Genomic DNA, 21,318 nt, shown 5'->3' on the forward strand with positions numbered 1-21,318 from the left:
CATGACGGCGCCGATCTTTTGCATTTTTGCCCGTGCGGCCAATGGCGTTATCGGCGACCGGGGCCGCCTGCCCTGGCACATTCCCGCCGACCTGAAACGGTTCAAGGCGCTGACGATGGGCAAGCCGATGATCATGGGGCGCAAGACGTTCGAAAGCCTGCCCGGCCTGCTCCCGGGCCGGCGCCATATCGTGCTCACCCGCCGCAAGGGGTGGGCCAGCGAAGGGGCCGATGTCGCGCGTTCGCCGCAAGAGGCGCTGGCGCTCGCCGATACGGGCGAGACGGACATCGCGGTGATCGGCGGCGCGGCGATCTTCGACGTTTTCCTGCCGCGGGCGGACCGGATCGAGCTGACCGAAATTCACGCCGACTACGAAGGCGACGTGCTGATGCCCCGGCTCGGCCCCGAATGGAACGAAACCGCGCGCGAATCCCACCCGGCCCGCGGCGAGGTGCCGGCGTTCGATTTCGTCACCTTGCGGCGGGAGAAGGCATGAAACGCCGGCTCGCCTGGGGGGCATTGGGGCTGCTGGCCGCGGCCGCCATCGGCTTCTTCGCGCTCGCGCCCGGCATTGTCGAGCGGAGCATGAACCGGATCGACGGCAAGCCGCCGATCGCGGTTTCCGACGAGGCGCGGGCGCTGCACGCAACGCTCGCCATCGTCGATCTGCATTCCGACACGCTGATGTGGGACCGCGACCTCCTGTCCCGCGCGGATCGCGGGCACGAGGATCTGCCGCGGATGGAAGACGGCAATGTCGCGTTGCAGGTGTTCTCCAGCGTCACCAAGACGCCGAAGGGCCAGAACTACGACGCGAACGGGGCGGACAGCGACAATATCACCGCCCTGGTGATCGCCCAGCTGCAGCCGGTTCGGACCTGGACCTCGCTGCTCCAGCGCTCGCTCTATCACGGCGAAAAGCTCGACCGCGCGGTGGCGCGGGCCGGGGGGCGGCTGCAGAAAGTCGCCGCGCCCGGCGATTTCGACCGCCTTCTGGCGCAGCGGCAGCGCGCCGAAACCGGCCCGGTCGGGGCGATGCTGTCGGTCGAGGGGCTGCAGAACCTCGAAGGCGATCTCGCCAATCTCGACCGGCTCCACGCCGCAGGCTTTCGCATGGCCGGGCTGACCCATTTCTTCGACAACGACCTTGCCGGTTCGATGCACGGCATCGACAAGGGCGGGCTGACCGCGAAAGGGCGCGCGGCGATCCGGCGCATGGAGGCGCTGGGCATGATCGTCGACATTGCCCACTGCAGCCACGCCTGCGTGGCCGACATCCTCGCCATCGCGCGGCGCCCGGTCGTGTCCAGCCACGGCGGGGTCCAGGCGACCTGTAAGGTCAACCGCAACCTGTCGGACGCGGAGATCCGCGGCGTGGCGCGGACCGGCGGGGTTGTCGGCATCGGGTACTGGGATGCGGCGATCTGCGACACCTCGCCGCGCGCTGCGGCGCGGGCGATGAAGCACGTGCGCGATCTGGTGGGGATCGAACACGTCGCGCTGGGCAGCGATTACGACGGAGCGACCACCGTGCGGTTCGACGCCGGCCAGCTGGTCCAGGTGACGCAGGCCCTGCTCGACGAAGGCTTCACCCACGACGAGATCCGCGCGGCGATGGGCGGCAACGCTCTGCGTGTCTTGCAGGCGGGCATTGCGCCGATGGAGCCGGCGCCGATGGAGCCGGCATCGTGAGGTGGCTCGACCATCGCCAGCCGCTGCCGGGCAGCTTGCGCGGCGCGATCATCGCGCTGGGCAATTTCGACGGCTTCCACCTGGGCCACCAGGCGGTCGCGCGCGAAGCCATCGGCTGGGCCCGGGCCGAAGGGCGCCCCGCGATAATCGCGACGTTCGATCCGCACCCGGTGCGCTTCTTCAAGCCCGAGGCGGCGCCTTTCCGCCTGACCACGCTCGAACAGCGGCAGGAACTCTACCTCGCGGCCGGGGCCACCGCGATGCTGGTGTTCCATTTCGACGCCGAGCTGGCCGGCACCAGCGCGGAGGATTTCGTCCACGTCCTGCTGGGCGAACGGCTGGGCGTCGCCGGCATCGTGACCGGGGAGGATTTCACTTTCGGCAAAGGGCGCGCCGGGAACCGCGAGCGGCTGGCGCAACTGGGCGGCGAGGCGGGCATTGCCACGCGCGCGGTCGCGCCGGTGATGGACGGCGGGGCGCCGGTGTCCTCCAGCCGGGTGCGCGAGGCGCTGCGGGCCGGCGAACCGGAAGAAGCCGCCCGCCTCCTCACCCGCCCCTTCGCGATTCGCGGGGTGGTGGAGCATGGCGACAAGCGCGGGCGCGAAATCGGATATCCGACCGCCAATCTGGCGATCGAGAACTATCTGCGGCCGAAATTCGGCATCTACGCGGTAACCGGCCGCGTGCTCGCGACCGGGCGGACGCTGAAAGGCGCAGCCAATATCGGCGTGCGCCCGCAGTTCGCCCCGCCGCGCGAACTGCTCGAACCGCATTTCTTCGATTTCGCGGGCGATCTTTACGGTCAGGAGATCGAGGTGGCGTTCCACCATTTCCTGCGGCCGGAGGCGAAGTTCGATTCGATCGAGGCGCTGGTGTCGCAGATGGACAGCGATTGCGCCCGCGCGCGCGAACTGCTCGGCTGATGCGCTGGCTGCGCTATCTCGCCTTCGCCCTGGCGCTCGCCTTCCTCGCGCTCACCGTGGTCAACGCGAGCTGGCTCGCGCCCGAACCGAAAGGCGCGGTGAAGCTGATCGCCCACCGCGGCCTGCACCAGCTTCCCGACCCCGCGGCCGGCGCTGCCGAACCGTGCCCCGGCACGCGGATCGAACTGCCCGCCCACGACTATCTCGAAAACACCGTCCGTTCGATCGAACGCGCGGCCAGCCTCGGCGCTCATATGATCGCGCTGGACGTCGCCCCCACCGCCGACGGGCAGATCGCGGTGTTCGGCGACGAAACGCTCGATTGCCGGACCGACGGCAGCGGCGCGGTGCGCGAGCATACGATGGCCGCGCTGAAGGCGCTCGATGCCGGCTATGGCTATCGCGCCGAGGGCGAGACATATCCGTTCCGCGGGACGGCCACGGGCGCGATCCCGACTCTGGCCGAGGCCATCCGCGCGGCGGGTCGTGCGCGCCTGCTCTATCGTTTTACCGGCGAGGATGCGGGCGAGGCCGACCTGCTCGCCGCCGCCTTGCGCGCGGCGGGCCGCGATCCGGTGGCTGCCGGCGACGGCTTCTACGGCGCGGACGCGCCGGTTTCGCGAATCGGCGCGATCTACCCCGATGCTTGGGCCTTTTCGAAAGCGCGCGCGGAGGCGTGCACCGGCGCCTATATGCTTCAGGGCTGGTTCGGAATCGTGCCTGCGGCGTGCGAAGGCGGCACGCTGACGATACCGCTCGACCGCCAGTGGGCCTTCGCCGGCTGGCCCAACCGCCTGATCGCGCGGATGGAGGAAGCCGGCGCGCGCGTGATCGTGGTGGCGCCCGGCGAGGGGGAGGACCTGCGCGGCCTCCAATTTCCCGAGCAGCTGGGCGACATCCCGGCCAGCTTCAACGGCTATGCCTGGGTCGACGACGGCTTCACCGTGGTCCCCGCGCTCATCAACCGGTTCGACGACCGCTCGCAGGCCGAAATCGACGCCGCGCAGGCCGCGCTGGAGCGGCGCCGGGCGGCGCGGTGACGCGAACCGGCTTTATCGCGCGCGGCAATTGCCCTAACGGCCCATCCGCATGACTGAACAGCGCGACTATAAAGACACGGTCTTCCTGCCCAGGACCGATTTTCCCATGAAGGCCGGCCTTCCGCAGAAGGAGCCGGGCATTCTCGCGCGCTGGGAAGAACAGGGCCTCTATCGCCAGTTGCGCGAAGCGCGCGCCGGGCGCGAGAAGTTCGTGCTCCACGACGGCCCGCCTTACGCCAATGGCGACATACATATCGGGCATGCGCTCAACCATGTGCTCAAGGACATGGTCGTGCGCACGCAGACTCTGCTCGGAAAGGACGCGCCCTACGTTCCCGGCTGGGACTGCCACGGGTTGCCGATCGAGTGGAAGGTCGAGGAGCGGTACCGCAAGAAAAAGCGGAACAAGGACGAGGTGCCTCCGGCCGAGTTCCGCGCCGAATGCCGCGCCTATGCCCAGCACTGGGTCGACGTGCAGCGTGAGCAGCTCAAGCGGCTGGGCATCAACGGCGACTGGGACAATCCCTATCTGACGATGGATTTCGGGGCCGAGGCGACGATCGTTGCCGAGCTGCTCAAGTTCGCGGAAAGCGGCCACCTCTATCGCGGCGCCAAGCCGGTGATGTGGAGCCCGGTGGAAAAGACCGCGCTGGCCGAGGCGGAGGTCGAGTACGAGGATATCGTCTCCACCCAGATCGACGTGGCGTTCGAGATCGTCGAAAGCCCGATCCCCGAACTGGTCGGCGCCCACGCGGTGGTGTGGACGACGACGCCGTGGACGATCCCGGTGAACCAGGCTTTGGCCTATGGGCCTCGCGTCGCCTACGAGCTTGTCTATGCGAGCGATGGAAACAGGTATCTTGTCGCTCACGAACTCCGCGACGAATTTCTCAAACGTACAGGCTTGGGAGTAGTCGACGCTCCCCAACAGGGCGATGTTGATTCAACTGAGGATGTGACCGACTGGGCGAATCGTCACATGTACCTCGGATCAAAGCTCGAAGGCACCTTCGCGCTCCACCCGATCGCCAAGCTCGTGAGTCTCCGCGAAGGCGGGGACTCGCAGGCGGTCGAATTCTTCCTCAAGCCCCGTCCCTTCCTCCCGGCCGATTTCGTCACCACCGACAGCGGCACCGGGCTCGTCCATATGGCGCCCGACCATGGCGAGGACGACTTCGTGCTGTGCAAGGCGCACGGCCTGACGCCCAAGTTCGTGGTCGAGGCCGATGGCCGCTACCGCGACGACTGGGCCTGGCTCGGCGGCGCGGACGAGCGGCGCATGTCGGTCATCAACCCGAAGTTCAACGCACCGGACGGCCCGATCTGTTTGGACTTGCGCGAAGCCGGCGCGCTGCTTTCGGCCCGTGCCGATTACAAGCATTCCTACCCGCATTCGTGGCGCTCCAAGGCCAAGGTCATCTATCGCTGCACCCCGCAGTGGTTCGTGCCGATGGACAAGCCGCTGGCCCCCGCCCCCAAAGGGGGAGGATCGGGTCACGACAATCCTCCCCCTCTGGGGGAGGTGGCAGCCGCGCCAGCGGCTGACGGAGGGGGCGCGACTCTGCGCAGCACCGCCCTCGCCGAAATCGAGCGCGTGCGCTTCGTGCCCGAAAAGGGGCGCAACCGCATCGGCGCGATGGTCGAGGGGCGGCCCGACTGGGTGCTCAGCCGCCAGCGCGCCTGGGGCGTGCCGATCACGCTGTTCGTGAACCGCAAGACCGGCGAGTATCTGGTCGATCCGGCGGTCAACGCGCGGATCGTGGAGGCCGTGCGCGCGAAAGGCGTCGACGCCTGGACCGAGGAAGCCGCGGCCGAACTGCTCGGCCCCGACTACGACCCGGCGGACTACGAACGCGTGACCGACATTCTCGACGTCTGGTTCGATTCGGGCTGCACCCATGCTTTCGTGCTCGAAAGCGGGCGCTGGCCCGAACTGCGCTGGCCCGCCGATCTCTATCTCGAAGGGTCGGACCAGCATCGCGGCTGGTTCCAGTCCTCGCTGCTCGAAGCCAGCGCCACGCGCGGACGGGCGCCTTACGACGCGGTGCTGACCCACGGGTTCACAATGGCGAGCGACGGCAAGAAGATGTCGAAATCGCTCGGCAACACGGTCGATCCGATCAAGGTCATGGGACAATACGGGGCGGATATCATCCGCCTCTGGGCGCTCTCGGTGGACTTTACCGAGGATCACCGGATCGGCGACGAGATCCTGAAAGGCGTTGCCGACCAGTATCGCAAGCTGCGCAACACCTTCCGCTACATGCTCGGCGCGCTCGACGGGTTCGATTACGAGCGCGAGGGCGTCGACCCGGCGGATATGCCGGAGCTGGAGCGCTATGTCCTGGGCGAACTTCACGCCCTGGATACCACGCTGCGGCGCGCGATCGCCGATTTCGATTTCAACGAATATACCCGCGCGCTGGTCGATTTCGCGAACGAGGACCTGTCGGCGTTTTTCTTCGATATCCGCAAGGACAGCCTCTATTGCGACGGCGAGGACGATTTGCGCCGCCGCGCCTATCGCACCGTACTCGACATCCTGTTCCACGCGCTGGTGCGCTATGCCGCGCCGGTGCTGGTGTTCACCGCCGAAGAGGTCTGGACGACGCGCTTTCCGGACCGCGGCAGCGTGCACCTGCAGGAACTCTCGCCCCTGCCCGACAGCTGGGTCGATCCCGCGCTGGCCGAACGCTTCGCCGGGCTGCGCGCGCTGCGCGAGCAGGTGATGGAAGCGATCGAGCCGCTTCGCCGCGAGAAAGTCGTGCGCTCGGGGCTGGAGGCGGAAGTTGCCGTGCCCGCCGCGGCGGTGCCCGAAGGGTTCGGGGATGCCGACCTGGCCGAGCTGTTCATCACCGCGTCAGTCACGCGCAGGCAGGGCGACGGCGTGACCGTGACGCGCACCGACGACCACAAATGCGGCCGCTGCTGGCGGCTGCTGCCCGAAGTGACCGAAGACGGCGCCCTGTGCGGGCGCTGCGCGGACGTGATCGCCCGAACGGATGCCGCCGTATGAACAAGGCCATGAAATACCGCCTGATCGGCTTTGCCATTGCCATCGCCCTGTTCCTGGCGGACCAGGCGATGAAGTTCTACGTCACGCAGACGCTGGCAATGAAGCGCGGCGACGTGGTGGAGCTGCTGCCGTTCTTCGATTTTCGCATGACGTACAACTTCGGCATCTCGCTCGGCATGTTTCAGGCCGATTCGATGGAGATGCGCTGGCTGCTGGTCGGCGTCACCAGCCTGATCGCGCTGGTCGTGACGATATGGATGCTGCGCGAGAAAGTGCTGGGCGAAATCGTGGGCCTCGCCCTGATCCTGGGCGGCGCGCTGGGCAATATCCGCGACCGGTACGAATTCGGCTATGTCATCGACTATGCCGATCTCCATTTCGGCGAGTTCCGCCCCTTCCTGATCTTCAACATCGCCGATGCCGCGATCACGATCGGCGTCCTGATTATCCTTGCCCGTGCGTTTTTCCTGCGCGACAAGGAGGAAACTTCCCAAACCGAGACGGCGCCTGACGCCGCGGAGAGCTGACATGACCCAATTTCCCGGGCGCAAAGCGACCACCCTCGCCCTCCTTGCCGGCGCCGGCGCCATGCTCGCCGCATGCGGCAGCAACGGCGGCATCCTCGCGCGCGAGCGGCCCGACGAATTCGCGGTGCAGCGGCAGGCGCCGCTGGTCGTGCCGCCCGATTTCAACCTCGTGCCCCCCGCGCCGGGCGCGCCGCGCCCCGCCGAAGGCACCGCGGGCGAGCAGGCGCTGGAGGCGCTGTTCGGCGGCCCGTCGCCGCGCAGCGCAGTGGAAACCAGCGTGCTCGACCGCGCCGGTGCGGCCGAACCCGGCATCCGCTCCACCGTCGGCGACCCGGAGACGAACACCGTCGGCAAAGGCAGCGTGACCCGCGACATCGTCGCCGCGCCGGAGGGCGACGGACAGTATGCGCAGGCCGTGATCCCGGGCTGAGGCGCCCCGGGGCTGAGGCACGGGTCCGGCGTGCGAGAACGTGCGCCGGTATCCCCGGCCATCGCTCGCCCTTTCAGGACCCGCCGCTTACTCGGCGACGACCAGCAGCTTGTCGATCTTGCGCCCGTCCATATCGACGACTTCGAAACGCCAGCCCTGATCGGTGAAGCTCTCGCCTTCCTGCGGCAGGTTCTTGAGCACCGACAGGACATAGCCGGCAACGGTCGCGAACTCGCGGTCCTCGCCATATTCGATCCCCAGCCGGTCGGCCAGGTCGTCCGCGGGTAGCGCGCCCGAAACCAGCAGCGAGCCGTCGCTGCGCTCCACGATCCCGGGCTGCTCGCCCTGGTCCTGGTCGCTCGCGAACTGGCCCGCGATGGCCGTCAGAAGGTCCGAGGGTGTCACGATCCCGTCGAGGTGGCCGTATTCGTCGTGCACCATCGCCATCGCGACTTCGGACTGTTGCAGCACGCGCAGCGCGTCCATCGCGTCGAGCTGGTCGGGAACGACCTCGGCCTGGCGCATGATCGCGCGCGGCGACACGGATTCCCCCGCCACCATTCGCGCCAGGACCTCGCGCACCTTGACCACGCCCACGATCCGGTCGGGCGAGCCTTCCGCTACGGGCAGCAGCGAGTGCGGGCTCGCCTCGATCGCCGCACGGATTTCGGCTTCGTCGGCATCGGCATCGACCCAGTCGAGTTCGGTCCGCGGCGTCATCACTTCGCGCACCGGCCGTTCGGCCAGCCGCACCACGCCGGTCAGGATCTGGTGCTGATCGACCTCGATCACGCCCGAGCGGGTCGCTTCCGCGAAAATCATGTGCAGCTCTTCCGCCGTGACGCTCGACTGTCCGCCGGGCCGCACGCCGAGCAGGCGGATAAGCAGGCCCGAGGAAGTGTCGAGCAGCCATACGAGCGGCGCGGCGATCCGCGCCAGCAGCGCCATCGGGCGCGCCATCACCAGCGAGATCGGCACTGCCGCGCGCAGGGCGACCTGCTTGGGAACCAGTTCGCCGACCACCAGGCTGGCATACGTCGTGAGCGCGATGACCGCTGCGAAGCCGGCCTCGTCCGCATATTTCGCCGGCAGCCCCAGCGCCTCCAGCCGCTCGCCGACAGGCCCGCCGAGGCTCGCGCCCGAATAGGCGCCGGCGACAATCCCGATCAGCGTGATGCCGATCTGCACGGTCGAAAGAAACTTGCCCGGTTCGGCGGCCAGCGCGATTGCTGTCGTCGCCGCGCTGCTGCCCTTGTCGGCGGCCGATTTGAGGCGTGCGGTGCGGGCGGAAACGATCGCCAGTTCGGACATCGCGAAGACGCCGTTGAGCAGGATCAGCCCGGCGATGATGAGCAGGTCTGGCCAGGGAAAGGGTGTCACGCGGCAAGCGCTAGCACAATTGCCGCGCCGCGCCAGCCTCCTGCGTGCGAAGCGTTGACGGCATTGGGGAACAGGCGCACCATTCGGACGTTTCGCAATGGCGAGACGCAGGGGGCCACTCGCTCCCGACGGCTTTACGCGTTTGCAGCAGAGGGAGTTACCCATGAAAAAGTCGAGAATGATCGTCGCCAGCCTTGCCGCCATGTCGCTGGTGAGCGTTTCCGCCTGCGTGACCGATCCCAACACCGGAGAGCGCAAGATCTCGCGCACGGCCATCGGCGGCGCCGGCGGCGCGGCGGCGGGCGCGCTGCTCGGCGGCCTGATCGGCGGCAAGACAGGGCGCATCATCGGCGCCGTGGGTGGCGGCGCGATCGGCGGCGTCGTGGGTTACAAGATGGACCAGCAGATCAAGGAACTGCGCGAATCGACCGCCGGATCGGGCATCGACGTGAGCGAAGTCGACAACGGCGAGGCGATTCTCGTCAACCTGCCCGACGGCGTGACGTTCGACGTCGGCAGCGCGACGCTCAAGCCGGCATTCCGCTCCACGCTCGACGATGTTGCCGCCAACCTGGTGCAATATCCCAACAGCCTGATCGACGTTTACGGGCACACCGATTCGACCGGCTCGGAATCGTTCAATCAGGATCTTTCCGAGCGCCGGGCGCAAACGGTCGCCAATTACCTGACCAGCCGCGGCGTGAACTCGGCCCGCATCCGCTGGCAGGGTTTCGGCGAGACGATGCCGGTCGCCGACAATTCGACCGATTACGGCCGGCAGCGCAATCGCCGCGTCGAAATCAAGATCATTCCGCTGACCCAGGCGGAAATCGAGGCAGCGCAGAACCGCTGAGGCTATCGATCGTCATATGAGACCGGAACGGGGCCGATCCTTGCCGGATCGGCTCCGTTTTCGTCGGCGCTACCGCCGGGGCCGCGCCAATGCGTGGGCCCTTGTCGCAAGGCGATCGACCGCCGCCGCGTGAATCGCAGGCGCGCTCACCAGCAGCCCGAAAGCCCGCGGATCGCGCTTGTTGTAATCGAGAGGGTGGCCGAAAGCGTCGCTGATCGCGGCCCCCGCCTCGCGCGCAATCAGCGCGGCAGCGGCGATATCCCACTCGTATCCCCAGCGCAGGGTGGCGAGCAGGTCCGCCTCGTCCGCAGCGACCATCGCCGCGCGCAGGGCGATCGAATTGGGCTTCGCCACGGTGGCGAGGTCGCGATCCTCCTTCGGCAGCGAATCGGCCGGCACCCGCGCGCCGGGAAACGTCGTGCGGCGCGAGGCGCGCAGGCTTTGCCCGTTGCGCCACGATCCCTGCCCCGAAATGCCGATCCATTCCTCGTCCCGGGCCGGCGCCGAGAGCATCCCGATCAGCGGGCGATGCTCGCTGATCAGCGCAACCGACACCGCCCAGCCCGCCCGGCCGCGGATGAAGTCGCGCGTGCCGTCGATCGGATCGACCAGCCAGATCAGCCCCCGATCGAGACGGGCCGGATCGTCGGCCGTTTCTTCCGACAGCCAGCCGGCCGAAGGGAGCAGGCGCCCCAGTTCGCGGCGCAGGAACGCATCGACCGCGAGATCGGCGGCGCAGACCGGATTGCCCGGGGTCTTCTCCCAGCTTTCCAGCGCATGCCCGGCGCCCGGCCAGGCATCGAACGCAATGCGCCCGGCTTCGCGGACGATTCCTTCGAGGCGGGCACGGTCGATCATCGTCGTTCGCTGTTGGGAGCGGACGCCGGACTTTTCAAGCCGGGCAATCCGTGCTTATGCGCGCGGCATCCTTCCTATCCGCAATCAACGGGGCCCGCCTTCCATGAACATCCACGAATATCAGGCCAAGGAACTGCTCGCGAAATACGGTATCGGCATTCCCGCCGGCCATGCCGCGACGACCGTCGAGGAAGCCGTCGAAGGCGCGAAGAAGCTTCCCGGCCCGCTTTACGTGGTCAAGGCGCAGATCCACGCCGGCGGCCGGGGCAAGGGCACGTTCAAGGAACTCGGCCCCGATGCCAAGGGCGGCGTGCGCCTGGCGAAGTCGGTCGAGGACGTCGAGGCGAACGCGCGCGACATGCTGGGCAACACCCTGGTGACCGTGCAGACGGGCGAGGCCGGCAAGCAGGTCAACCGCCTCTACGTCACCGACGGGGTCGACATCGCCCGCGAATATTACCTCTCGATGCTGGTCGATCGTGCGACGGGCCGCGTGGCCATGATCGTGTCGACCGAAGGCGGCATGGATATCGAGCAGGTCGCGCACGACACGCCCGAGAAGATCACGACGATCACGATCGACCCGGCGCAGGGTTTCATGCCCCATCACGGCCGCGCGGTCGCCTTCGCGCTCAAGCTGACCGGCGATCTCAACAAGCAGGCGCAGAAGCTGGCGAAGCAGCTCTATACCGCGTTCATGGATCTCGACTGCGCGATGCTGGAGATCAACCCGCTGGTGGAGACCGAGGACGGCCAGTTGCTGGTGCTCGACACCAAGATGAGCTTCGATTCGAACGCGCTCTATCGCCACCCTGATGTCGAGGCGATGCGCGACGAGACGGAGGAAGATCCGGCCGAAGTCGAAGCGAGCGAATACGACCTCGCCTATATCAAGCTGGACGGGAACATCGGCTGCATGGTCAACGGCGCGGGCCTGGCCATGGCGACGATGGACATCATCAAGCTGAACGGCGCCTTCCCCGCCAACTTCCTCGACGTCGGCGGCGGCGCGAACCGCGAGAAAGTGACCGCGGCGTTCAAGATCATCCTCAAGGACCCGGCGGTCGAAGGTATCCTGGTCAACATCTTCGGCGGAATCATGAAGTGCGACGTGATCGCCGACGGCATCGTCGCCGCGGCCAAGGACGTGAACCTCTCGGTCCCGCTGGTCGTCCGCCTGGAAGGCACCAATGTCGAACAGGGCAAGGACATTCTCAACAACTCCGGCCTGCCGATCGTGAGCGCCGACGATCTGGGCGACGCGGCGCGCAAGATCGTGGCCGAGGTGAAGCAGGCGGCCTGAGAGGGCGAACGGTTCGCACTGCCCGTCCCGTGTTTCGGAAGGGGGCGTCCGGCGGCGATGGATCATCGCAGCCGGGCGCCCCTTTTCCTTTGCGAGCGGTCGCGCACGACGGCACCTTTCCGCCGGCCGCGGCACGAACCGGCCGACCGATCAGTGCTTGACCCCCAAGGCCGCGGAACGCAAGGAGTATGGCCGCATTCAACCAAGGCGACGCGAGTCCTCGCGACTTGACGCTTACGTAAACGCTAGCTAGGCGAACCCTCGTGTAATTCGAGAGGAAGGACAACCGATGAAAATCCTCGTGCCCGTCAAGCGGGTGATCGACTACAACGTGAAACCGCGCGTCAAGGCGGACGGTTCGGGCGTCGACCTGGCCAATGTCAAGATGAGCATGAACCCGTTCGACGAAATCGCGGTCGAAGAAGCGATTCGGATCAAGGAAGCGGGCAAGGCGGAAGAGATCGTTGCCGTCTCGATCGGCCCGGCCAAGGCGCAGGAGACGCTGCGCACCGCCCTCGCCATGGGGGCCGATCGCGCGATCCTGGTCCAGACCGACGACGAGGTGGAGCCGCTGGCGGTCGCGAAGATTCTCAAGGCGATCTACGAGGAGGAGCAGCCGGGCCTGGTGATCCTGGGCAAGCAGGCGATCGACGACGATTCGAACCAGACCGGGCAGATGCTCGCCGCGCTGACCGGGCGGCCGCAAGGCACCTTTGCCAATACCGTCGAAATCGATGGCGACAGCGTGACCGTGAAGCGCGAGATCGACGGCGGGCTCGAAACGGTCAAGCTGACCCTGCCTGCCATCGTGACGACCGATCTTCGGCTCAACGAGCCGCGCTACGCCTCGCTGCCGAACATCATGAAGGCCAAGTCCAAGCCGCTCGATACCAAGAGCCCGGCCGACTACGGCGTCGACACCGCGCCCCGGCTCAAGACGACCAACGTGTCCGAGCCCCCGGTGCGCCAGGCCGGCGTCAAGGTCGCCGATGTCGACGAGCTGGTCGCCAAGATCAAGGCGCTCGGTATCGCGTGAGGTTTATCTCCCGTGCCGCCCGACGCGATTTTTCCGGCCGCGCAGTGCAGCCGCCGGAACGTAAGCCGGGCAGGCGTGGCCGACGACGCTCGGTCCGGGCGGGACAGATTTGAAGGGAAGCTGAGATGAAGACTCTCGTTCTGGTCGAACACGACAATGCCTCGGTGAAGGATGCGACGCTCGCCACCGTCACCGCCGCCGCCAAGCTGGGCGAAGTCGACCTGCTCGTGGCCGGCAGCGGCTGCGCGGCGGTGGCCGATGCGGCCGCGAAGATTGCGGGCGTGGGCACCGTCTACCTCGCCGACGATGCGGCTTACGAGCATCACCTGGCCGAAAACGTCGCGCCGCTCGCGGCCGACCTGATGAAGGACCACGACGCCTTCCTCGCCCCTGCGACGACGACCGGCAAGAACATCGCCCCGCGCGTGGCCGCGCTGCTCGACGTGATGCAGATTTCGGACATTCTTTCGGTGGAAGGCGACAAGACCTTCACCCGTCCGATCTACGCCGGCAACGCGATCGCGACGGTCGAATCGGGCGACGCCAAGCTGGTAATCACCGTTCGCGGAACGGCGTTCGACAAGGCCGAGGCCGAGGGTGGCTCGGGCACGGTCGAAACGGTAACCGGCCCCGGCGATGCCGGTATCTCCAGCTTCGTCGGCCAGGAACTGGCAGAGAGCGAGCGCCCCGAGCTGACCAGCGCCAAAGTGATCGTTTCGGGCGGCCGCGCACTCAAGGACGCCGAAACGTTCGAGGAATATATCATGCCGCTGGCCGACAAGCTCGGCGCCGGCGTGGGCGCAAGCCGGGCGGCGGTCGACGCCGGCTATGTCCCCAACGACTACCAGGTCGGGCAAACCGGCAAGATCGTCGCGCCGGAAGTCTATATCGCCATCGGCATTTCGGGCGCGATCCAGCACCTCGCCGGGATGAAGGATTCCAAGACGATCATCGCGATCAACAAGGACGAGGATGCCCCGATCTTCCAGGTCGCCGACGTCGGACTGGTGGCGGACCTGTTCAAAGCGGTGCCGGAGCTGACCGAGAAGCTTTGATGGTTCCCCGTTGCGAAGGCCGCTCTCGATGGTAAGTTGAGGGCATGGGGGAATTCCTTAAAAGCGTCGGTGCCGCGTGCGCGTTTGTTGCTGCGCTGGCGGGTGGTGTCGCTTCGGCTCGGGACAAGGCGCCTCTTGTCCTCGAGCCGACATCACAATGGCATCTGGACTACGCCGACGATAGCTGCCGGATGGTGCGGATATTCGGCGAAGGCGACAACAAATCCGTATTCTTGATCGAGCGGTATGAGCCCGGTGATTCGTTCTTCCTGCTCGTCGCGGGGGAACCTCTGAAAGCGAGCCGTTATGCCGACGCCGCGCTCCGCTTCGGGCCGGGTGGCCACGAATGGGAGGGACCGATCCAGCCGGCGAACTTCGGCGAGTACTCTCCCGCGGTCATGGCCAACGGAATGTTTCTCGTGACCCCGCCGGGCTTCCACAAAAAGGGGAAGGAGAAGGACTCCGACCTCGAAAAGGAGGAGGAGGAGGAGGCGCAGCCCCCCGATGTCTTCGGGCAACGGATTTCCCCTGAACAGGAAGCCGTGATTTCATGGCTGGAAGTTCGGCGCGAACGGCGGCGGCCTGTCAGGCTTGAACTCGGTTCGATGGAGAAGCCCATGGCAGCCATGCGCCAATGCACTGACGAGCTGCTGACGCACTGGGGAATCGATCTTGAAGCGCATCGTGGGTTATCCAGGGCCGCAACCCCGGCGACGGATTACACGCGTTGGGTGCGATCGAGCGACTATCCCGTCGGTTTGATACATCAGGGCGCACAGGGAATCGTGCAGTTTCGCCTCAGTGTCGGTGCCGATGGCCAGCCGACACAGTGCCATATTCAAAAGTCGACGCGACCTGAAGGCTTTGACAAGGCAGTATGCAAAGCACTGATGCGCCGAGCACGATTCGAACCTGCCCTGGATGCCGATGGCCAGCCGATCGCATCATACTGGCGCAATACGGTCCACTTCATAATGCCATAAACGCAGCGAAGACAGCTGCGTCTACAGCACGCTGCTGACCGCGTGGATCGTGACGCCCACCAATCCGCCGACAAGCGTGCCGTTGATGCGGATGAACTGCAGGTCGCGGCCGACGGCGTTTTCCAGGCGGTCGGTGATCGTGCGCGCATCCCAGCGGCGCACCGTTTCGGACACGAGCTGGACGATCTGCCCGCCATAGCGAGTGGCCACGCCCACGGCGGTGCGGCGCGCGAAGCGGTTGACCTGCATCTGCAAACGGACATCCTGGCGTAGCGCGGCGCCCAGCTCGCTCAGCGTCGAACCGAGCCACCCGTCGAGCGCGGAATCGGGGTCGCGAGCCATTGCGACGAGACGGATCCGCAGGCGTTCCCACACGCCCTGCCACCAGTCGGCCACCGCCGGGTTGTCGAGCAGCTCGCGCTTCATCCGCTCGACTTTCTCGCGCGTCTGGGGGTCGTGCACGAGATCGTGCGCCGCCTTCTCCAGCCCTTCCTCGATCTTGTGCCGCAACGGATGTTCGGGATCGACCAGGACTTCGGCCAGGAGGCGGTAGAGCCCGTCGAGAACCGAGTTCGCGAGCCGTTCGTCCAGCCCGGTCCAGCGCAGCAGGGCATTGGCCCGCTGGTGGATCATGGCGCGAACCATGTCCTCGTTGTCTTCCAGCGTCAGGCCCGCCCAGCGGATGATCGCATCGATCAGCGGGAGATGCCGCTTGTCCGCAATGGCCGCTTCCAGCATCTGGCCCAGCAGCGGCGCGACTTCGAACTTTTCCAGCTGCTGTTTCAGCCCGCTGCGCACCTGGCCGCCGAGCCGGTCGGGGTCGAGCGATTCGAGCACGCCGGCAAACAGCTCGGCTGCGCCTGCGCCGATGCGCGACTGGCTGCCCGCCGGCGCACGGACCAGGAAATCCCCGATCGCGCGGGCCACGTTCATCGCATACATGCGCCGCGCAACGACGGCCGGCGTCAGGAAATTGTCGCGCAGGAACTGCGCCATCGTATCGGCGATCCGGTCCTTGTTCTCCGGGATGATCGCCGTATGCGGGATCGGCAGGCCGAGCGGGTGGCGGAACAGCGCCGTCACCGCGAACCAGTCCGCCAATCCGCCGACCATCGCGGCTTCGGCGAAAGCGTGGACGTAGCCCCAGGCGGGATGGAGATCGAGCAGGCGGTGCGTCGCCAGGAATATCCCGGCCATGACAAGCAGCATGGCCGTGGCCGTCAGGCGCATCCGGCGCGCACGATCGGGTGGGAGCGGAACGCGCCTCATGAACACGGAACGCGCCGGGGGCGGCTGGGTTTCGCCGTTCACTCTGCCGGCTGCGGCCCCGGCGGCGAACGGGGCGTGGCCGGCACCGGCCCGTCATCGACGCTGCCCGGCCCCGGGGGGCCTTCCTCTGCGCCCGGGCGGTAGGTGAGCAGGCGATTGCGCAGCCACGGGCCGAGGCGCTTCTCCAGCCCGTCTGCCAGGCTGAACCCCGCCGGCACGATCAGGAGGGTGAGCAGGGTCGACATGATCAAGCCGCCGATCACCACGGTGCCCATCGGCGCGCGCCAGGCGCCGTCGCCCGACAGCGACAGCGAGACCGGGACCATGCCCGCGGTCATCGCCACGGTGGTCATCACGATCGGCTGCGCCCGCTTGTGCCCGGCGTCGAGAATCGCGTCGAGCTTGCGCGTGCCCTTGTCCATCTCCTCCAGCGCGAAGTCGATCAGCAGAATCGAGTTCTTCGACACGATCCCGAGCAGCAGGAGAATGCCGATATAGACAGGCATCGACTGCGGCTGGCCGACCAGCCAGACAAGGAAGATGCCTCCGAGCGGCGCAAGCGCGAGCGAGGTCATGTTGACCAGCGGGCTCATCAACCGCTTGTAGAGCAGCACCAGCACGGCGAAGACCAGCAGGATCCCCGAAATTATCGCGATCATCAGGCTGCCGAGCATTTCCTGCTGCCACTCGTCTTCGCCGACGAGATCGCGGATCACGCCCTGGGGCAGGTTCTGCAGGATAGGCAGTGCGTTGATCTGCGCATCGGCTTCCCCCTTGACCACGCCCTGCGCGAGATCGGCCCCCACCAGCACGCGGCGGTTCTGGTTGTAGCGCTGGATCGAGGTCGGGCCGGAGCCGAAGCTGACGTCGGCAACGCGCGAAAGCGGCACGGTGCCGCCGGTGCGCGTCGGCACCGGCAGATTCTCGATCGTCGTGAGAACCTCTCGCGATTGTTCCGGCAACTTTACGCGAATCGGTATTTGCCGGTCGGACAGCGAGAACTTGGCCGCGTTCTGTTCGATCTCGCCCAGCGTGGCGATGCGGATCGTCTGGCTCAGCGCCGCCGTCGTAACGCCGAGTTCGGCGGCGAGGTCGGCGCGCGGTTCGATAATGATTTCGGGCCGGTTGATATCGGCGCTGATCCGCGGAGCGACCAGCGTATCGAGGCCCTTCATCTGTTCGACCAGCGTCGCCGCCGTTTCCTCGAGCAACTCGGGGTCCGAACCGGCGAGCATGACGGTCAGGTCGCGGCCGCTGCCGAACCCGCCCGATTGCGACTGGAACCGCACGCGGGCATCCGGGATCTGCGCGAGTCGGGGAGCGAGCGCACGCTCGAATTCGATCGAAGTGCGTTCCCGGTCGGGCTTGAGCGTGATGAAGATCGAGGCATTGCCCACCCGCACGCGTTCCAGCGCGCGCAGAACCTCCGGCTCCTGGTAAAGGATCTGCGCAACCTCGTCGGCCACCCGTTCGGTGGTTTCGAGAGTCGTGCCCGGGACCATCTCGATCTCGACCCGGCTGTTGTCGCTGTTAATCTGCGGCTGGAACTGCGGCGGGACGTTCATGAACAGCAGGATGGTGAGGATCAGCGCGAAATAGCCGGTCATCATCATCCACACGCGGTGGTCGTAGAAACGCGCCTCGAGCCAGCGCCATCGGTCATGGAAGCGACCGCCGAGCAACCGCCAGGGCAGCCCCAACAGCTTGAGCAACGCCCAGCCGAAACCCAACCCGATCACCACGACAAGTAGGAGTTCGACGATCTCCAGCGGTTTGAGGATGACAGAATGGAGCAAACCCTCGCCACTCGCGGAGACAATGCCGGCGATAGCCTCAGGCGCCCCCACCATCTGAAGTAGAGCATATGAGCCGGGAAGTAGTGGGCCCAGGCCAAATGTAACGATATACGGTACAAGGATGAGCAGAAAAACCGTGCCCGCGAATCCCAGGCCATAGAGAAAGCGGCTCCGCGGCGGCTCCAGCCCTTCGCGCCGGGCATACATCTTGCCGCGATCGAGCGACCACGACAGCACGCGCATATAGCGGTCCATCATCGGCCCTTCGCCGTGCGAGGCGTGGCCCTTGGCCTTGAGGAAATAGGCCGCGAGCATCGGCGTGATCATGCGCGCCACGGCGAGCGACATCAGCACCGCGATCACCACGGTAATGCCGAAGTTCTTGAAGAACTGGCCCGAAATGCCCGGCATCAGCCCGACCGGCAGGAACACGGCGACGATACAGAAACTCGTCGCCACGACCGGCAGGCCGATCTCGTCGGCCGCATCGATCGACGCCTGGTAGGCCGATTTCCCCATGCGCATGTGGCGCACGATGTTCTCGATCTCCACAATGGCGTCGTCGACCAGCACGCCGGCGACGAGACCTAGGGCAAGGAGCGACAGCGAGTTCAGGTTGAACCCCATCAGATCCATGAACCAGAAGGTCGGAATGGCCGAGAGCGGGATCGCGATCGCCGAAATCACCGTCGCGCGCCAGTCGCGCAGGAAGAAGAAGACCACGACCACCGCGAGGATCGCGCCTTCGATCATCGCGGCCATCGAGCTTTCGTACTGCTCCTCGGTATATTTGACCGAGTTGAACAGCGGGATGAAGCGCACTCCCGGATTTTCGGCTTCGATCGCCGCGATCTCTTCTTTCGCGGCATCGAATACGGCAACGTCGGACGCGCCCTTGGCGCGCGACATGGCGAAGTTCACCACTTCCTTGTCGCGCACTTTGCTGATCGAGGTCCGTTCGCTGTAACCGTCGCGAACCGTGGCCACGTCGGCCAGTTTCACGGTGCGCCCGTCGCCCAGCTGGATCTGGCGCTGCGACAGTTCGTAAGCGGTTTCGGTGCTGCCCAGCACGCGCACCGACTGGCGCGTGCCGCCCACCTCGGTATTGCCGCCCGCCGCATCGAGATTGGTCTGGCGCAGGACATTGTTGATCTGGCTGGCCGTAACGCCGAACGCCTGCATCCGCTCGAGATCGATGATGACCTCGATCTCGCGATCGACGCCGGCAAAGCGGTTCACTTCCGCCATGCCTTCGACCGACAACAGTCGCTTGGCGACCGTGTCGTCGATAAACCAGCTCAGCTGCTCGATCGTCATGTCGTCGGCTTCGACCGCGAAAATGCCCAGGAAGCCGCCGGCGATTTCCTCTTTGGTCACGCGCGGCTCGATAATCCCGTCGGGCAGGCTGCCGCGGATCTGGTCGATCGCGTTCTTGACTTCCGACACCGCGTCGTTGGGATCGATGCCGATCTCGAACTCGACGAAGGTGCTGGAATTGCCCTCGCTGGCGGTCGAATTGATCGATTTCACGCCGTTGATCGACCGCACCGCCGATTCGACGCGCTGGGTGATCTGGTTCTCGATCTCGGTCGGAGCCGCGCCCGGCTGCGAGATGGAAACATTGACCGCCGGGAACTCGATGTCGGGATTGTTGACCACGTCCATCCGCGCGAACGACAGCATGCCGGCCAGCAGCAGCGCCGTGAACAGGACGAGCGGAATGACCGGGTTGCGGATCGACCAGGCGGAAATGTTGCGGAAGTTCATGCCTCAGTTTCCGTCCGCATCGACCTTGCGCGGCGAGACCGTTTCCCCTTCGGTAAGGAAGCCGCCGGCTCGCAGGACGACCTGTTCGGTGCCCGAAAGCCCCTCGGCAATGGCGATCCCCCTGTCGGTGACCAGGCCGAGGCGGACCGACCGCCGCTGCGCCTTGTTCTCGTCGTCGATCACATAGACGTAGCTTCCGTCGTCGTCCGAAAGGATCGCCGATTCGGGCAGCATCGGCGCGACCATCGTGCCGCTGTTGATGGTGGCGCTGGCGAACCCGCCCGGGCGCAGTTCGGGCGAATAGGACAGGGCGATACGCGCGGTCCCCTGGCGATTGTCCGCCTCGATCGTCGGCGACAGCTGCCAGATCTGCCCGGTGAAGCTGGTCTCCGCACCCACCGGCCTGACGCTCGCCTGCGTGCCGACCGACAGCCGCGCGAGATCCGCTTCGCTGACTTTCGCCAGCATCTCCATCTCGCCGCCCTTGGCAATGGTGAAAAGCGCCGCGCTGCCGGCGCCGACGGTCTGCCCCGGTTCGACATTGCGCTCGAGCAGGAGGCCCGAGGCAGGCGCATAGATGTTGAGCCGCGCGGTCCGCTCGCGCAGCTCGGCCAGTTGCGCGCGTGCGACCTGCACGCGCGCCCTGGCGGCATCGCGCGTGGCGGTGAGCCGGTCGACATCGGCCTTGGAAATGAAACCGCGGTCGACCAGTTGCAGCGCGCGATCGAGATTGGCCTGGGCAAGGTCCGCATCGGCCTGCGCCACGTCGACATTGGCACGCGCGCTGGCGATCTGCTGCACCTGGACCGCGCGGTCGATCACCGCGAGTACCTGGCCCTGGCTCACCCAGTCACCGGCATCGACCGGGACCGAGAGGACGCGTCCGCCTTCGCCGACCGATCCCACCGGCAGCGGGCGGCGCGCGGCGAGCGTGCCGGAGGCTTCGATCTGCCCCTGGATTGTCGTCTTGCCGGGCGTGATCACGGAAATGACCGGCAGCTGCGACTGATCGTCCCCCGCCCCGGCGCCTCCGCCTTCGCCCCCGCGGGCGACGAAGAATGCGATCGCGCCCAGCACGATCAGTGCCAGTACTCCGATGACGATCCACCGCCGGCGGCGCCGGACGCGCGCTTCGCTCTCGTCGACGAGGCCGCCAGGATAGGCCTTGGCCGTTTCCGCAGTCACGGGACTCTCGTAATTCATCGGGCTCTCGGTCTTGTGGATTGCGAAGTGTGTTACAGTGATAACTCACTTCTGACAATAGTGCACATTTCCCTAGGCCGGCCCGCTCGCCCCGACAATGCACCGTTCGACGGAGGGCATATCTGCCCGACGAATGACCGCGCAAAAAGGGCGGGCGCGAAAGTATTTCGCGCCCGCCCCAAGTATT

General features: G+C 66.5%; 17 protein-coding genes. 12 read left to right on the plus strand and 5 right to left on the minus strand.

All coding sequences use genetic code 11. From position 1 onward, the window contains the following. Nucleotide 1 precedes the first annotated feature (1 nt). From V5F89_RS02695 to V5F89_RS02725, 7 genes are read left to right on the plus strand one after another with little or no spacing between them, the layout of a single operon-like run. Nucleotides 2-496, plus strand: coding sequence for a dihydrofolate reductase (locus tag V5F89_RS02695; protein WP_338446720.1), 495 nt, complete (start codon nt 2-4; stop codon nt 494-496). Then, complete coding sequence (locus tag V5F89_RS02700) at nt 493-1,692, plus strand: dipeptidase (RefSeq protein ID WP_338446721.1); 1,200 nt, start codon at nt 493-495, stop codon at nt 1,690-1,692. Before V5F89_RS02695 ends, V5F89_RS02700 begins: the two co-directional genes overlap by 4 nt. Beyond that, complete coding sequence (locus tag V5F89_RS02705) at nt 1,689-2,615, plus strand: bifunctional riboflavin kinase/FAD synthetase (RefSeq protein ID WP_338446722.1); 927 nt, start codon at nt 1,689-1,691, stop codon at nt 2,613-2,615. The genes V5F89_RS02700 and V5F89_RS02705 overlap by 4 nt, the downstream gene beginning before the upstream one ends. Beyond that, a complete protein-coding gene (locus V5F89_RS02710; RefSeq protein WP_338446723.1) occupies nt 2,615-3,655 on the plus strand; it encodes a glycerophosphodiester phosphodiesterase family protein in 1,041 nt (346 codons plus the stop codon). Before V5F89_RS02705 ends, V5F89_RS02710 begins: the two co-directional genes overlap by 1 nt. Before the next feature lie 49 nt (nt 3,656-3,704). Then, nucleotides 3,705-6,671 carry an isoleucine--tRNA ligase gene (ileS, locus tag V5F89_RS02715; RefSeq protein WP_338446724.1) on the plus strand — a complete coding sequence of 989 codons (2,967 nt, stop codon included), beginning with the start codon at nt 3,705-3,707 and terminating at the stop codon, nt 6,669-6,671. After that, nucleotides 6,668-7,198 (plus strand): signal peptidase II, encoded by a 531-nt coding sequence (gene lspA, locus V5F89_RS02720; protein WP_338446725.1) that lies wholly within the window; start codon nt 6,668-6,670, stop codon nt 7,196-7,198. Before ileS ends, lspA begins: the two co-directional genes overlap by 4 nt. A 1-nt stretch (nt 7,199) precedes the next feature. Further along, nucleotides 7,200-7,628: a DUF3035 domain-containing protein gene (locus tag V5F89_RS02725; RefSeq protein ID WP_338446726.1), complete on the plus strand. Its 429-nt coding sequence runs from the start codon at nt 7,200-7,202 to the stop codon at nt 7,626-7,628. Nucleotides 7,629-7,715: 87 nt separating this feature from the next. Here the strand turns inward: V5F89_RS02725 and V5F89_RS02730 are convergent, their stop codons facing one another. After that, nucleotides 7,716-9,008 (minus strand): hemolysin family protein, encoded by a 1,293-nt coding sequence (locus tag V5F89_RS02730; protein ID WP_338446727.1) that lies wholly within the window; start codon nt 9,006-9,008, stop codon nt 7,716-7,718. 163 nt (nt 9,009-9,171) lie between these two features. Between V5F89_RS02730 and V5F89_RS02735 the strand changes: the two genes are divergently transcribed. Further along, nucleotides 9,172-9,861: an OmpA family protein gene (locus V5F89_RS02735; protein ID WP_338446728.1), complete on the plus strand. Its 690-nt coding sequence runs from the start codon at nt 9,172-9,174 to the stop codon at nt 9,859-9,861. A gap of 69 nt (nt 9,862-9,930) precedes the next feature. On the opposite strand, the gene V5F89_RS02740 is transcribed toward V5F89_RS02735, so the two are convergent. After that, entirely contained in the window at nt 9,931-10,719 is a 789-nt protein-coding gene (locus V5F89_RS02740; protein WP_338446729.1) for a 3'(2'),5'-bisphosphate nucleotidase CysQ, read from the minus strand. 103 nt (nt 10,720-10,822) lie between these two features. On the opposite strand from V5F89_RS02740, the gene sucC reads away from it, so the two are divergent. The 4 genes from sucC (at nt 10,823) to V5F89_RS02760 (ending at nt 15,096) form a co-directional block, all read left to right on the plus strand. Then, entirely contained in the window at nt 10,823-12,022 is a 1,200-nt protein-coding gene (gene sucC, locus V5F89_RS02745) for an ADP-forming succinate--CoA ligase subunit beta (protein ID WP_338446730.1), read from the plus strand. 289 nt (nt 12,023-12,311) lie between these two features. Further along, entirely contained in the window at nt 12,312-13,058 is a 747-nt protein-coding gene (locus V5F89_RS02750) for an electron transfer flavoprotein subunit beta/FixA family protein (protein ID WP_338446731.1), read from the plus strand. Nucleotides 13,059-13,183: 125 nt separating this feature from the next. Next, the gene (locus V5F89_RS02755) at nt 13,184-14,113 is read left to right on the plus strand and encodes an electron transfer flavoprotein subunit alpha/FixB family protein (RefSeq protein ID WP_338446732.1); all 930 of its coding nucleotides are present in this window, start codon (nt 13,184-13,186) and stop codon (nt 14,111-14,113) included. Between the two features lie 44 nt (nt 14,114-14,157). Beyond that, on the plus strand, nt 14,158-15,096 hold the full coding sequence (locus V5F89_RS02760) for an energy transducer TonB (protein WP_338446733.1): 939 nt from the start codon (nt 14,158-14,160) through the stop codon (nt 15,094-15,096). Nucleotides 15,097-15,117: 21 nt separating this feature from the next. On the opposite strand, the gene V5F89_RS02765 is transcribed toward V5F89_RS02760, so the two are convergent. From V5F89_RS02765 to V5F89_RS02775, 3 genes are read right to left on the minus strand one after another with little or no spacing between them, the layout of a single operon-like run. Further along, nucleotides 15,118-16,365 carry a DUF445 domain-containing protein gene (locus tag V5F89_RS02765; RefSeq protein ID WP_338446734.1) on the minus strand — a complete coding sequence of 416 codons (1,248 nt, stop codon included), beginning with the start codon at nt 16,363-16,365 and terminating at the stop codon, nt 15,118-15,120. A gap of 38 nt (nt 16,366-16,403) precedes the next feature. After that, nucleotides 16,404-19,928, minus strand: coding sequence for an efflux RND transporter permease subunit (locus tag V5F89_RS02770; protein WP_338446735.1), 3,525 nt, complete (start codon nt 19,926-19,928; stop codon nt 16,404-16,406). Between the two features lie 3 nt (nt 19,929-19,931). After that, nucleotides 19,932-21,131 (minus strand): efflux RND transporter periplasmic adaptor subunit, encoded by a 1,200-nt coding sequence (locus V5F89_RS02775; RefSeq protein WP_338446736.1) that lies wholly within the window; start codon nt 21,129-21,131, stop codon nt 19,932-19,934. Nucleotides 21,132-21,318 lie beyond the last annotated feature (187 nt).

It is taken from the genome of Pelagerythrobacter marensis (assembly GCF_036700095.1).
Classification (GTDB): Bacteria; Pseudomonadota; Alphaproteobacteria; order Sphingomonadales; family Sphingomonadaceae; genus Pelagerythrobacter; species Pelagerythrobacter marensis_A.

Coding starts and splice junctions, on each gene's coding strand:
- V5F89_RS02695 (WP_338446720.1), top strand. CDS start 2: ATGACGGCGCCGATCTTTTGCATTTTTGCCCGTGCGGCCAATGGCGTT.
- V5F89_RS02700 (WP_338446721.1), top strand. CDS start 493: ATGAAACGCCGGCTCGCCTGGGGGGCATTGGGGCTGCTGGCCGCGGCC.
- V5F89_RS02710 (WP_338446723.1), top strand. CDS start 2,615: ATGCGCTGGCTGCGCTATCTCGCCTTCGCCCTGGCGCTCGCCTTCCTC.
- ileS (WP_338446724.1), top strand. CDS start 3,705: ATGACTGAACAGCGCGACTATAAAGACACGGTCTTCCTGCCCAGGACC.
- lspA (WP_338446725.1), top strand. CDS start 6,668: ATGAACAAGGCCATGAAATACCGCCTGATCGGCTTTGCCATTGCCATC.
- V5F89_RS02725 (WP_338446726.1), top strand. CDS start 7,200: ATGACCCAATTTCCCGGGCGCAAAGCGACCACCCTCGCCCTCCTTGCC.
- V5F89_RS02735 (WP_338446728.1), top strand. CDS start 9,172: ATGAAAAAGTCGAGAATGATCGTCGCCAGCCTTGCCGCCATGTCGCTG.
- V5F89_RS02740 (WP_338446729.1), bottom strand. CDS start 10,719: ATGATCGACCGTGCCCGCCTCGAAGGAATCGTCCGCGAAGCCGGGCGC.
- sucC (WP_338446730.1), top strand. CDS start 10,823: ATGAACATCCACGAATATCAGGCCAAGGAACTGCTCGCGAAATACGGT.
- V5F89_RS02750 (WP_338446731.1), top strand. CDS start 12,312: ATGAAAATCCTCGTGCCCGTCAAGCGGGTGATCGACTACAACGTGAAA.
- V5F89_RS02755 (WP_338446732.1), top strand. CDS start 13,184: ATGAAGACTCTCGTTCTGGTCGAACACGACAATGCCTCGGTGAAGGAT.
- V5F89_RS02760 (WP_338446733.1), top strand. CDS start 14,158: ATGGGGGAATTCCTTAAAAGCGTCGGTGCCGCGTGCGCGTTTGTTGCT.
- V5F89_RS02765 (WP_338446734.1), bottom strand. CDS start 16,365: ATGAGGCGCGTTCCGCTCCCACCCGATCGTGCGCGCCGGATGCGCCTG.
- V5F89_RS02770 (WP_338446735.1), bottom strand. CDS start 19,928: ATGAACTTCCGCAACATTTCCGCCTGGTCGATCCGCAACCCGGTCATT.
- V5F89_RS02775 (WP_338446736.1), bottom strand. CDS start 21,131: ATGAATTACGAGAGTCCCGTGACTGCGGAAACGGCCAAGGCCTATCCT.